Source organism: Rhizobium sp. CAU 1783 (assembly GCF_054551725.1).
On sequence record NZ_JBTOLM010000006.1, the window covers coordinates 116,660 to 129,017 of the forward strand.

The 12,358-nt window shown below is 62.9% G+C and carries 10 protein-coding genes; 1 reads left to right on the plus strand and 9 read right to left on the minus strand.

What is annotated here, in order from left to right; genetic code table 11:
* Positions 1-129: 129 nt before the first annotated feature.
* The gene (locus tag ACX93L_RS20365; protein ID WP_459406536.1) at positions 130-1,590 is read left to right on the plus strand and encodes an FAD/NAD(P)-binding protein; all 1,461 of its coding nucleotides are present in this window, start codon (positions 130-132) and stop codon (positions 1,588-1,590) included.
* Positions 1,591-1,658: 68 nt separating this feature from the next.
* Here ACX93L_RS20365 and ACX93L_RS20370 read toward each other — a convergent pair whose 3' ends face one another.
* From ACX93L_RS20370 to ACX93L_RS20410, 9 genes are all read right to left on the minus strand, one after another.
* Positions 1,659-2,486 (minus strand): ABC transporter ATP-binding protein, encoded by an 828-nt coding sequence (locus ACX93L_RS20370; protein WP_459406537.1) that lies wholly within the window; start codon positions 2,484-2,486, stop codon positions 1,659-1,661.
* 10 nt (positions 2,487-2,496) lie between these two features.
* On the minus strand, positions 2,497-3,333 hold the full coding sequence (locus ACX93L_RS20375; RefSeq protein WP_459406538.1) for an ABC transporter permease subunit: 837 nt from the start codon (positions 3,331-3,333) through the stop codon (positions 2,497-2,499).
* A 73-nt stretch (positions 3,334-3,406) separates the two neighbouring features.
* Positions 3,407-4,576, minus strand: coding sequence for an FMNH2-dependent alkanesulfonate monooxygenase (gene ssuD / locus ACX93L_RS20380; protein WP_169595260.1), 1,170 nt, complete (start codon positions 4,574-4,576; stop codon positions 3,407-3,409).
* A gap of 24 nt (positions 4,577-4,600) precedes the next feature.
* On the minus strand, positions 4,601-5,563 hold the full coding sequence (locus ACX93L_RS20385; protein WP_459406539.1) for an aliphatic sulfonate ABC transporter substrate-binding protein: 963 nt from the start codon (positions 5,561-5,563) through the stop codon (positions 4,601-4,603).
* A 28-nt stretch (positions 5,564-5,591) separates the two neighbouring features.
* Entirely contained in the window at positions 5,592-6,554 is a 963-nt protein-coding gene (locus tag ACX93L_RS20390; protein ID WP_459406540.1) for an aliphatic sulfonate ABC transporter substrate-binding protein, read from the minus strand.
* A gap of 253 nt (positions 6,555-6,807) precedes the next feature.
* Complete coding sequence (gene mgrA / locus ACX93L_RS20395; RefSeq protein WP_459406541.1) at positions 6,808-7,851, minus strand: L-glyceraldehyde 3-phosphate reductase; 1,044 nt, start codon at positions 7,849-7,851, stop codon at positions 6,808-6,810.
* Between the two features lie 80 nt (positions 7,852-7,931).
* Positions 7,932-9,194 (minus strand): SfnB family sulfur acquisition oxidoreductase, encoded by a 1,263-nt coding sequence (locus ACX93L_RS20400; RefSeq protein ID WP_459406542.1) that lies wholly within the window; start codon positions 9,192-9,194, stop codon positions 7,932-7,934.
* A 10-nt stretch (positions 9,195-9,204) separates the two neighbouring features.
* Positions 9,205-10,473 carry an SfnB family sulfur acquisition oxidoreductase gene (locus ACX93L_RS20405; RefSeq protein WP_459406543.1) on the minus strand — a complete coding sequence of 423 codons (1,269 nt, stop codon included), beginning with the start codon at positions 10,471-10,473 and terminating at the stop codon, positions 9,205-9,207.
* Positions 10,474-10,509: 36 nt separating this feature from the next.
* Complete coding sequence (locus ACX93L_RS20410; protein WP_459406544.1) at positions 10,510-11,916, minus strand: LLM class flavin-dependent oxidoreductase; 1,407 nt, start codon at positions 11,914-11,916, stop codon at positions 10,510-10,512.
* Positions 11,917-12,358: the final 442 nt, after the last annotated feature.

Consider the following 12,358-nt stretch of genomic DNA (forward strand, 5'->3'; position numbering starts at 1 on the left):
TAACGGCGCAAACGTCGTTATCGTAGACATCCGATTTTATAATCTATATATTTTATAGAAAATATGTCTGTGCCAATTGCGTTCGGAGGCACTTTCGAGGTCCGCCGCTTCAACCGAAGGGAGAACGGAATGCTGCGAATTACCCTGCCCTTTGAAAGACATATCACACCGCTCGGCAACCGGCACTGCCGCGTCGCCATCATCGGCGGCGGCTTCACTGGTGCCTCGCTCGCCCGCGAGCTGGCAATTGCCTCCGACTGGGGCGAACATGAGATCACGATCTTCGAACCGCGCTCATCGCTTGGGTCGGGCCTTGCCTACGACACCACCGATCCGGCGCTCAGACTGAATGTCGAGGCAGCGCGCATGCGTGGCACCCCCGGCAAACCCGCGGCGTTTGTCCGCTGGCTCGAAACCAGCGGCGCGGTCGAAGCGGACCCCGACGCCCGCACGGAAACAGGCGCCATCTATGCCCGACGCTCCGATTTCGCCCGCTTCATGGCCGAAACGATGCAACCCTTCCTCGACAAAGGCTCCATTCGACATGTCCGCGAATGCGTGGAGACTGTGAAGAGGAACGGTCGCGGGTGGCGCGTGAGCGGCCACCTCGGCACCGGGGTCGACGCGGACATCGTCGTCATCGCGACGAGCCATCCCAAACCCAAGGCTCCCGGCATGATCGCACTGGCGCTCAACGGCCATCCTCGGTTCATCACCGATCCGTCAGAAACGGATGCCCTCGCGCCCATTCGCTCCGGCGAGCGGGTTCTGGTGCTTGGCGCCGGCCTCACAGCGCTCGACATCGTGGCATCGCTTCGAAATCGCGGTCACAACGGAGAAATCGTGGCATTTTCCCGGTCTGGTCTGTTGCCCCAGGCACAGCCGCCCGTACAGCCGGCTTCCACGGGTAACTTCGTGGTTCCGGCTCCATCCAGCGCGCGCGACCTTCTGCGGCGAGTCCGACTGGCCATAGCCGATGCCGAGCGCGCCGGCCTGCCGTGGCAAAGCGTGTTCGATGCCCTGCGCCAGCAGGGGCAGACGATCTGGCATGCGCTGATCGAAACCGAACAGTCTCGTCTGCTCCGGCATCTTCGGCGACGCTTCGAAACACATCGCTACAGGATGCCGCCACAGGTTGCCGCCCTTGTCCGCCAGGCCGTCGATGACGGAGGCCTCAGCTTCCGGGTCGGCCGCATCTGTCGCGTCGAGCGCGGCGCCCACGCTATTTCCGTCGACCTGATCGTCAGGCCGGAAGGCGTCGTGGAGAGACAGAGCTTCGAGTGGGTGGTGGTGGCGACCGGACCGGATCACAAGGGCGCCATCGCCGCACAACCTTACCTCACCGATCTGGAAGCCGACGGCCTCGTGAAGGGGGACCCTCATGGGCTCGGCCTTGCCTGCGACCGTCAAAGCCGCGCGATTGGACGGAACGGTCTGGCTGTGCACGGCCTCTTCATCGCCGGTCCGTTGGCACGGGGCACTTTCGGCGAACTGACCGGCGTTCCTGAGATTGCCGCGCAATGCGAACAGATTGCCTCGACGATCCTCGAAGGCAACACTGCTCGTCACTCACTCTTCAAGCATTCCTAGTCGCAAGACGGCCTCCTATCGTCAGGTCGGAGGCCGTCCCGTCACCCATTCGTTTCCGTTCCTCACCTTCACCCTTCGCCGAGGATCGCTTCGAGCAACTGCCGCTCCAGCGCGCCGAGGGCGGGATCACCATGATGCCGCGGATGCTCCGCCCGGACCTCGAGATCGAGGGCAATTCGACCTTCATCGAGCACGATCACCCGATCCGCAAGGTTCACCGCCTCACTGACATCGTGGGTGACGAGGACGGCAGTGAACCCGAGTTCACGCCAAACGCGGCTGATGAGCTGTTGCATGGTAATGCGGGTCAGCGCATCGAGCGCCCCGAGCGGTTCGTCCAGCACAAGCAGGCCGGGTCTGCTGACCAACGCTCGCGCCAGCGCGACGCGCTGCCGCTGACCGCCGGACAGGCGAGACGGCCATTGTGCGGCCTTTTCGGGAAGCTGGACCTCTTCCAGGGCCGCCAGCGCTTCACGCCGCGCGCGGGATGGGTCCACACCCTCGCCCAGCCCAACCACGACATTGTCCAGCACGCTCGCCCAGGGCAGAAGCCGCGGCTCCTGAAAGACAATGCGCGCATTCGGCGATGCCGGGTGGCCATCGGTGTCGCCGAAGCCGAGCGATCCGGCACTCTGTTCGTCGAGGCCAACCAGCAGCCGCAGGAGCGTGCTCTTGCCGCAACCGCTCTTGCCGACGATTGCGAGAAACTGGCCCGCAGGAACGTCCAGATCGATCCCCCGCAGGACGTGATTGTCGCCGAAACGTTTTTCGACGCCGCGCAGACGAATGGCCACGGGGCCGGTTCGATCCGCGGCGACCGGACCTTTAGCATCATCCGCATCGGTCCTCATGTATTCCGGGCGCTCCGCGAGCATGTGAAGAGAATAGCGGTTCATGGTTCGCTCCTCAGCGCTGATAGGCGGGGTTCCAGGAAAGGCTGCGCCGTTCGAGTGCCCGGGCGATCATGTCGGCCAGCTTGCCAAGTGCCGCGTAGATCAGCAGCGACAACACGACGACGTCGGTCATCATGAATTCGCGCGCTTCATTGGCCATGTGCCCGATGCCCGAGGAGGCGGCGATCGATTCCGAGACGATCAGCGTCAGCCACATGATGCCGAGCGCATAGCGCAAGCCGACGAAGATCGAGGGCAGGGCACCGGGAAAGATGACCTTGCGGAACAAGGTGAACCCGCTCATGCCGTAAACCCGGCCCATTTCCAGCAGGTCGCGGTCGACGTTGCGCACCCCGTGAAACGTGTTGAGATAGACGGGGAAGAGCACACCAAGCGAGGTGAGGAAGAGCTTCGATTCCTCGCCGATGCCGAACCACAAGATGACGAGCGGGATCATCGCCAGATGCGGGATGGTGCGCAGCATCTGCAGGGTCGTGTCGGTCAGTTGCTCCGACAGCCGGGAGACGCCATTGGCGATTCCGAGAGCCAGCCCGATAGAGCCGCCGACCAGGAGACCGGCCAGGGCCCGGGCGCCACTGACGGCGATGTCGTTCAGCAGCGCACCGCTGCTCAACTGGTCGACGAAGGCGAGAACCACATCGCTTGGCGCCGGCATGACGCGCGACGAGATCCACCCCGCCGACGACAGGAGCTGCCAGACGGCAATCACCGCGACCGGAAGCAGGAAGGGCAGGAACGGCCCGAGGCGAAAGGACGGCAGCCGGAGCGAGCGCCCTTCCTCGCGCCGGCGCTCGGACCGGGCTTCCGTTGCGATGTCATATGCGGTCATGGGGTACTCCTCTTGCCTATGCCTCACGTCGGCGAGTGGTCGACCGACGTGAGGCTATCCAGGGATCCCGGGCTCAAGAGCCGGAAACGAGCTTGACGTTGCCGCCGTGACCACCCCCGCCAAAGACCTGACGCTCGCCGAAAGAAGAGCGGATCTGGTTGCGGGGGCCGCCGAGACCGATCTCCGGAAACAGCAGTTCGGCGACGGTATAGGCTTCCTCGAGATGCGGATAACCGGAGGCGACAATCGTATCGATGCCGAGCTCCTGATATTCGCGCAGGCGCGCCGCCACCGTTTTTGGCGAGCCGACCAGCGCGGTGCCGGCGCCCGAACGAACCAGGCCAATGCCGGCCCAGAGGTTCGGCGAGACTTCCAGCTTGTCGCGTCGACCATTGTGGAGCGCCACCATACGGGCCTGACCGACGGAGTCGGAGTTCTTGGCGAACACCTCCTGGGCCGCAGCGATGGCTTCGTCGGAGAGTTTCGAGATGAGCTTGTCGGCGGCCGCCCATGCCTCTTCGTCCGTCTCGCGGACGATGAAGTGCAGCCGGATGCCGAAGCTCACGGTCCGGCCCTTGGCGGCGGCGGCCTTGCGCACGGTGGCGATCTTTTCGGCAACCTGTGCCGGCGGTTCGCCCCAAGTCAGATATTTGTCGACCAAACCTGCGGAGAACTCGATCGCCGCATCCGACGACCCCCCGAAATAGAGCGGCGGACGCGGTTCCTGGACCGGCGGAATGCCGAGCTGGGCGTCCAGCGCCTTGATGTACTTTCCGTCAAGATTGGCCTTGCCGGTCTCGATCAGGCTGTTGAAGACCTGGAAAAACTCATCGGCATGGGCATAGCGCTCGTCATGCGGAAGGAAGATGCCGTCTCCGGCGAGTTCCTGGGCACTGCCGCCGGCGACGATGTTCAGGAGCAGGCGTCCATTGGACACACGATCGAGCGTCGAGGCAAGGCGGGCATAATAGGCCGGGGACGCCGTGCCCGGGCGGATCGCGACCAGAAACTTCAACTTCTCCGTCACGGCCGCAAGATGGCCGGCCAGCACGAAGGATTCTTCGCAGGCTACACCCGTCGGGATCAGCACACCGGAATAGCCCAGCCGATCGACGGCCGTCGCAATCTCGCGGAAATAGCCCGGATCGGCGGGCCGGCTGCGGTCATCGGAGCCAAGATAGGATCCGTCGCCCGAAGTCGGGATGAACCAAAGGAAATCGAGCGGTTTTTCGGTCTTCGTCATGTCAATGTCCTTTCAGGAAATGGCTCAGCTCGCCTTCGGACGCCAGACGATGTCGGCGATTGCGAGCTTCTTCGGCAGGATGCCGAGATCGTGGAATTCATCGGCAAGGGCTTGCTGGTAGGCGATCGCCTCGTCGGTCAGCGGATGAACTCGGCCGAGATCGGCGCCCTTGCGCGTCAGCACGGTTCGCGTGACCTCGGCCGGTACGCCGGTGATCTGCGAAAGTGCGGCAACCGTCTCGTCGAGATGGGACTGGGCCCAGGCACCGGTGATCGCCAGTTCATCGATCACGTCGGCGATCACGTCCGGATTGGCAGCCGTGAAGTCGCCGTTACCGAAATAGAAGCTCCAGCTGTCGACGATACCCTCCGCCGTGGTTAGCACACGGGCGTGGGGATCTGCCTCGGCAACCGCATAGTAGGGATCCCAGATCGCCCAGGCGTCGATACTGCCGGTCTTGAAGGCGGCAGCGGCATCCGGCGGCGGAAGATCGACCGCGTCCACGTCGCCGATCGAAAGACCCGCCTTGCGCAAGGCCTTGACCGTGAAGTTATGGGCGCTCGATCCGCGCTTGAAAGCGACCTTCCTGCCCTTCAGGTCTTCAAGCTTGTCAAGGCCCGAGTCCTTGTGGACGAGAATGGCCGACCCGGTGGAGGGGCCGCGATAGGTCCCGACATAAAGCAGATTGCCATCAGCCGCCTGAGCGAAGAGCGGCGGTACGTCGCCGGTCGGACCGAAGTCGAGTGAGCCGGCGCCGAGGGCTTCCAGCAGTGGGGGACCTGAGGTGAATTCGGCCCATGTCACGGTGACGCCGTGCCTGGCGAGACGCTTTTCCAGAGCGCCGGTGCGCTTTGCGAGCGCCAGCACGCCATTCTTCTGCCAACCAATGCGGAATTCGGTTGCTGCCCGGGCCGGCCGTATGGCGGGCATCGCCAGCGACGTTGCCGCCGCCCCGATCAGGGCCAAGCTTTGCCTGCGCGTAATCATCTGGTCTCTCCGTTGCGGGTTGACGGGCTCAGCTGGCTTTTGCTCGCCAGACGATGTCCGAGATGGTGAGTTTCCTGGGCAGAACCCCGAGCGCGTGGAAATCGTCGGCCAGTGCCTGCTGGTAGGCGACGGCCTCGTCCGAGATAGGGGCGACCTTTCCGAGATCAGAACCGGCCCGCGTCAGGGTGACGCGGGTGACGTCCACGGGAACACCGGTGATCTGCGAAAGCGCCTCTGCGGTTCCATCGATGTTAGCCTGGGCGGCTGCGCCGACCTTTGCGAGCTCGTCGAGGATCTCGGTGATCAGCTCCGGATTTTCCGCCGCGAACTTGCCGTTGCCAAGGAAATAACCCCACGCCTCGACAATACCCTCGGAGGTGCTTAGCAGGCGTGCGTTCGGATCTTTCTCGGCGACGGCGAAATAGGGATCCCAGATCGACCAGGCGTCGACGCTTCCGTTCTTGAAGGCGGCCGCCGCATCCGGGGGCGGCAGGTCGACGCTCTCGACATCATTCGGCGTGAGGCCGGCCTTGGCGAGCGCCTTGAATGCAAAGTTATGCGCACTCGATCCGCGCTTGTAGGCAAGCTTGACGCCCTTGAGGTCGGCCAGCGTCTTGATCGGGGAATCCTTGTGCACCAGGATTCCGTGGAATGCTGCCGGCGGCTTGTAGGTGCCGACATAGACCAGATCACCGCCCGCGGCCTGAGCAAAAAGCGGAGGCACGTCGCCGGTCGGGCCGAAATCGAGCGCACCTGCGCCGAGTGCCTCAAGCAGCGGCGGGCCGGAGGTAAACTCGGACCATTCGATGGTTATGCCGTGATCGGCGAAGCGCTTTTCGAGCGCGCCCTGCTGCTTGGCAAGGGCCAGAACCCCGAATTTCTGCCAGCCGATGCGGATGACCTTGGCTTCGGCACGCGCCACCCCGGCAAACGGAACAGCGAATACGGCAAGCGCCGCGGCGAGTTTGAGACCCTGTCTCCTGGTAATCATGTCCGACCTCCGATCGAGCGCCTCGCAAGCGCCGCTAAAACGATGGTCCTACGGTAATAATCTCTATAGTTTTTGTAAGGAATTTTATTCCAACCGATCAGCCCGAGTGGAGATTATCTGTCGCGGCAACGGCGATTCCGTGAAGCGGAACAGCCGATATGACCGCATCGCATTCCAACTCGTACGCGCGCCAAAGCGTGGCGAAACGGCGTTCATCACCGTCCAACCACGCCTATTGCCGGCAGCTGCGTTCTCAGACCGCCTGATCGTGCGACGGCTTCTCCCAGAGATTGACCCCGCCCTCGACGGCATAGCGATCAATCTCGGCGAGCTCCGCGTCCGTGAACGACAGGCCGTTCAGCGCGGCCACGTTCTCCTCGACCTGCGCGGCCGAACTGGCGCCGATCAGCGCGGATGTGACACGCGGGTCGCGCAACACCCAGGCCAGAGCCAGCTGGGCGAGGGACTGGCCGCGGCGGGCGGCGATCTCGTTCAAGGACCGCGCACGTTCGATGTTTTCCTCCTTGAGATGGTCCGGTCTCAGGAAGTCGCCGCCGGGACGATTGACCCGGGCGTCCACCGGAATACCGTTCAGGTACTTGCCGGTCAGTAATCCCTGGGCCAGCGGCGTGAAGGCGATGACCCCGGCCCCGACCTCCCCGGACGCGGCGAGCAGATCCTTTTCGACCCAGCGATTGAAGAGATTGTAGGACGGCTGGTTGATCAGCAGCGGCACGCCTCGCTCGGCCAGCAGCTCCGCGATCTCCCGGGTCTTGGTGCCGGAATAGGACGAGATGCCGACATAGAGGGCCTTGCCCTGCTCGACGGCGGAAGCCAGTGCGGAGGCGGTCTCCGCGAGCGGGGTCTCGGCATCGAAACGGTGCGAATAGAAGATATCCACATAGTCGACGCCGAGCCGTTGCAGGCTCTGATCGAGACTCGAGAGCAGCGCCTTGCGGGAGCCGCCGCCCCGTCCGTAGGGGCCTGGCCACATGTCCCAGCCCGCCTTGGTGGAGATGATCAGTTCGTCGCGGTGACCGGCGAGGTCCTGCTTCAGGACACGACCGAAATTGATCTCGGCACTCCCAGCCGGCGGTCCGTAATTGTTGGCGAGGTCGAAATGGGTGATCCCGAGATCGAAGGCCTTGAAGAGGATCGATCGCTGCGTGTCGAGCGGCGTCGTGTCGCCGAAATTGTGCCAGAGACCGAGCGAAATTGCCGGTAGTTTGAGGCCGCTTCGGTCGACACGACGATAGATGGCGTTGTCATAACGGTCGGGTGCGGGGGTGTAGGTCATCGAGTGTTTCCATTGACCGAAAGAGACCGGACACAGGCTTTGTCGAAAGCCTGTGTCCGGCAAGTTGGACTTGCCCCCAACTAGAGGGCACCATGCCTCGGCGGCAATTGGCCGTTGAGGTAGTAGTTGCCGATATGGTGGTATTTCCAACGCACCGGATCGTGCAGCGAATGGGTGCGGGCATTGCGCCAGAACCGGTCGAGGCCGTAGCTTTCGAGCGTAGAACGGGCACCGCCGAGTTCGATCAGCTTGTTCGCCGCCAGTTGCGCGACTTCGGTTCCGAGTGCCTTGACCTCGGCGACAGCAATCGAAGCCTCCGCGACAGTCCTTTCGTTCGGATTGGCGGTTGCAATGTCCAGCAGCCGTCCGGCGCGTGTCAGCAGCGCATCGGCCGCATGAACGCGGATCGTCACATCGCCGATCTGGTGGATCGAATGCGGATCCTCATAGCCGTGGTCGATCGAGAGCTCGAAGAAGGGGCGCGCGTGAGCTCTTATGTAGGAAATCGCCTCGGCCAGGGCACCCCTGGCAACGCCAACCTGGACGGCCGAGTGAATGATCTGGGCGAATGGCCCCATCGGCGTTGGCTTTTCGAAAACGACGTCGTGGTCAACGATCTGGAACGGCGTGATCTCGACGTCGTCGAAGGTCACTGTGCCGCTGCCGGTCGACCGCTGGCCGAAGGACGACCAGTCGTCCACCAGGTCAAGGCCAGGAGTGGACCGGTCGACGAAGACGATATGGACCCGGCCCGCCTCGTCCTTCGCCACGGCAACGATAACGTGGGCGAACAGCGAACCGGTCGCATAGAATTTCTGACCGTTGAGCAGCAGTCTCCCGTCGCGTTTCACGAAGCTCGTCTTGTAGTCGACCGGCGTCCTGGTGCCGATTTCCGTGAAGGCGTTGCCAAGACGGTCCCCATCGAGGATACGCGCGAAATAGTGCCTCTTCTGCTCTTCCGAGCCGGCAAGCCGCAGCGCTTCCACCATGTAGAAGTGATTCTGCGGGATCTGACCGATCGATGAATCGGCCGCCGAGATGATCGCGGTCACCTCGGCGAGCGTGACGGCGGAGACTCCAGCCCCGCCATAGACCTTCGGCACGGTGATCGCCCAGAGGCCGGACTGCGAGAAGCGCTCGATTTCGGCGATCGGCAAACGTCGCTCGCGGTCGCGGGCGACGGCACCCGCCGCGAATTCGCGCGCCAGTTCCTGTGCCACGGCAATCGCCTCGACATCGTCCTTGATGACGTTGGCTTTCACGCGGCACGGCGGGATATGGGGTGCCGGGCGGCCTGCCGTCAACGCGGCCTCCCGGTGGAGTTTCCTGTCGTTCTGGCTCATTCGCCTCACCTCAGTTCCACGCATGACGCGGCGGGTTGACGCCGTTCAGGTAGTAGTTGCCGACATGGTAGAACTTCCAGCGGACAGGATCGTGGAGCGTATGCACGCGGGCATTGCGCCAATGACGATCAAGGCCGTGCTCAGCCAGCGTCGAACGGGTGCCGGCAAGCTCGAAGAGCTTGTTGGTGGCAAGAATGGCGATCTCGGTTGTCAGCACCTTGGATTCGGCCGTCTTGATGGTCGCTTCCGAAACCGTTCCCTCGTTCGGATCGCCATCGGCCACGTCGATCGCACGTCCGGCAATCTCGAGCAGGGCCTCGGCTGCGTGCAGCTTGATCTGGAGATCGCCGATCGCCGCAATGGTGAAGAGATCCTCGCCTGCGGTCTCCTTGCCGCTATCGAGCCACGGCCGGCTCTGGGTCTTGACGAAGGCGATGGTATCCTCGATCGCGCCACGGGCGATACCGAGATCGATCGCCGACTGGATGATCTGCGACACCGGTCCGGCCACCGTCGGATGCTCGAAGGACGTGACGTGCAACGCACGGGCCTTCGGTACCTTGACGTTCTCGATCCGGACACCGCCGGAAGCCGTGGTGCGCTGCCCGAAGCTCGACCAGTTGTTGGTGACCGTGAGGCCCTGGGCGTCCCGGTCGGCGAAGACCAGATAGGCCTGCCCGTCCTCGGTGACGGCAACGATCGGCACAACATGCGCAAGAAGCGCGCCCGTCGTGTAGAACTTTTCACCGTTGACGATCGCGTCATTGCCCTCGAAGCGAACGCGCGTCTCGAAGGCAGCAACCGTCTTCGACTTCAGCTCGGAAAAGGCATTGCCGAAACGGATGCCCGACAGCGCCAGGGCAAAGAGATCGCGTTTCTGCTCGTCGGTACCGTCGAGGTCGATCGTGCCGACGATCGCAAGGTGGTTCTGGGTGATCTGGGCAATCGCCGGATCGGCTGCCGCAATGGTCTCGATCACTTTGGCAAGCGTGGTGTAGGAAACGCCGGGCCCTCCGTAGGCCTTCGGCACGTTGATGCTCCAAAGACCGCTCTGCGAATACTCGTCGAGTTCGGCAATGGGCAGCAGCCCCTCGCGGTCACGCAGGGCAGCACCGACCTTGAACCGCTCGGCAAGCCGCTCGGCGATCTCGATGGCTTCGGCGTCCGTCTGGACGACGTGGGCCGGCGTCGCCGGACGAGGGCGCGGCGCCACCGGATCGGTGGAATTGACGCGCGGGTGAATGGAATAGTCGATCTTGGTTTCGGGAAGAGTGCCCATGGTCATGTCCTCATTGAGAAAAGGGGAAAGAAAAAATCAGCTTCCGGTCGGACGCAGCGCTTCGGCGCGCTTGATCGCCTCGATGTCGCGATACCGGGCACCCGGATGCGGGGCCTCAAGCCGGGCGCCGCGACCGAAGAGCTTTTCGCGCAGGGTGCCCGGACGATACTCCTTCGGATAAACGCCGCGTTTCTGCAGTTCGGGAACAAGATAGCCGACGATGTTCTCGAAGGTTTCCGGGGTTACCGCATAGGCGAGATTGAAGCCGTCGACACCGGTTTCCTCGACCCATTGCTGCAGCTCGTCGGCAACGGTCGCGGGAGAACCGACGACGACCGGACCCATGCCGCCGACACCACCCCATTCGGCAAGCTCGCGGATCGTCCAGCGCTTGTTCGGGTCACCTTCCGAAAGGCTTTCCACCGCCGAATGGATCGCGTTCGTCTCGACCTTGCGGACCAGATCGTCCGGGCGGTATTGCGAGAAATCGATGCCGGTCCAGCCGGACATGAAGACCAGCGAGCCGTCATAGGAAACGTAGTCCAGGTAGTCCCGGAACTTGGCCTTGGCCTTTTCGTCCGTTTCGTCGACGATGACCGTCAGGAGGTTATAGATCCTGAGACTGTCCGGCGAGCGACCCGCGGCAACGGCCCGCTCACGGACGTCATTGACGTACTTGCGCAGGATGGTCTTGGTCTGCGCGGCGACGAAGACGCATTCGGCGTGTTCTGCCGCGAACTTCTTGCCAGCCCCGGAGGCGCCGGCCTGATAAAGAACCGGCGTGCGCTGCGGCGACGGTTCGGTCAACGCATAGCCGGGAACGTCGAAATACTTGCCCCGGTGGCCGATCTCGTGAACCTTTTCCGGCAGCGTGAAGACGCGGTTCTCACGGTCGCGCACGACGGCGCCGTCTTCCCAGGAGCCTTCCAGCAGCTTGTAGATCACCTCGAGATACTCGTTGGCGATATCGTAGCGGTTGTCGTGGCGCTGCAATCCGGCCTGGCCGACATTCTTCGCGCCGCTCTCCAGGTAGGAGGTCACGATGTTCCAGCCGACACGACCCTTGGTGTGGTGGTCGGCCGTCGCGAGACGGCGGGCAAAGGTGTAGGGATGCTCGAAGGACGTCGAGGCGGTGATGCCGATGCCGAGGTGTTCTGTGGCGAGGGCGATCGGCGCCGCAAGCTGCAGCGGATCGTTGACCGGGATCTGTGCCGCCTGGTGGATGGCGTGATAGTTGTTGCCCTTGTAGACGTTATAATAGCCGATCACATCGGCGATGAAGATGCCGTCGAAGATGCCGCTCTCCAGCGTACGGGCGAGATCCTGCCAGTAATCGAGGTCCTTGTATTTCCACGAGCGGTCCCTCGGATGGGCCCAAAGCCCCGGCGACTGATGGCCAACGCAGTTCATGTCGAAGGCGTTGAAGTGAATGGTCTTGCTCATCGAAAGGCTCCTGTATGCGTCAGCCCGGTTCCAACAGGGGTGCAGCATCGCAGAGCAGGCAGACAATAACAGTTATTCTATATTTTTTATGGATTAATTGGAGAAAGGTTTTTCTGTAGAAGCGCCATTTGATGAAAACCCCTGAGTCCACCCCGCGGCCCAAAAGGACGGGGGGGACGGATGTCGATGCGGGTTCCAGGGCAAAACCATTTCCCTTGTAGTCGAACGGGCGACACAAACATACTTTGTCTATCTATTTTATATATTATAGCGTTCGATCCGCACCAGATGAGCGCTTTCGGCAGCCGGCACGAGCGTGACACCGCCGCCCACCGATGAGCGGTAGCGCTCATGGACCCGGCAAACCCTCACGCGATCCTGCCTGCGTTTCGACGCGTTGCGGAGGTCGCACCTTACCATCCTCCTGCGCGCGGCGTCCGGG

What these genes read in the sequence shown, in the direction of transcription:
- ACX93L_RS20390 (WP_459406540.1), bottom strand. Translation starts at nt 6,554, where the DNA reads ATGATTACCAGGAGACAGGGTCTCAAACTCGCCGCGGCGCTTGCCGTA.
- ACX93L_RS20410 (WP_459406544.1), bottom strand. Translation starts at nt 11,916, where the DNA reads ATGAGCAAGACCATTCACTTCAACGCCTTCGACATGAACTGCGTTGGC.
- ACX93L_RS20370 (WP_459406537.1), bottom strand. Translation starts at nt 2,486, where the DNA reads ATGAACCGCTATTCTCTTCACATGCTCGCGGAGCGCCCGGAATACATG.
- ACX93L_RS20365 (WP_459406536.1), top strand. Translation starts at nt 130, where the DNA reads ATGCTGCGAATTACCCTGCCCTTTGAAAGACATATCACACCGCTCGGC.
- mgrA (WP_459406541.1), bottom strand. Translation starts at nt 7,851, where the DNA reads ATGACCTACACCCCCGCACCCGACCGTTATGACAACGCCATCTATCGT.
- ACX93L_RS20400 (WP_459406542.1), bottom strand. Translation starts at nt 9,194, where the DNA reads ATGAGCCAGAACGACAGGAAACTCCACCGGGAGGCCGCGTTGACGGCA.
- ACX93L_RS20385 (WP_459406539.1), bottom strand. Translation starts at nt 5,563, where the DNA reads ATGATTACGCGCAGGCAAAGCTTGGCCCTGATCGGGGCGGCGGCAACG.
- ACX93L_RS20375 (WP_459406538.1), bottom strand. Translation starts at nt 3,333, where the DNA reads ATGACCGCATATGACATCGCAACGGAAGCCCGGTCCGAGCGCCGGCGC.
- ssuD (WP_169595260.1), bottom strand. Translation starts at nt 4,576, where the DNA reads ATGACGAAGACCGAAAAACCGCTCGATTTCCTTTGGTTCATCCCGACT.
- ACX93L_RS20405 (WP_459406543.1), bottom strand. Translation starts at nt 10,473, where the DNA reads ATGGGCACTCTTCCCGAAACCAAGATCGACTATTCCATTCACCCGCGC.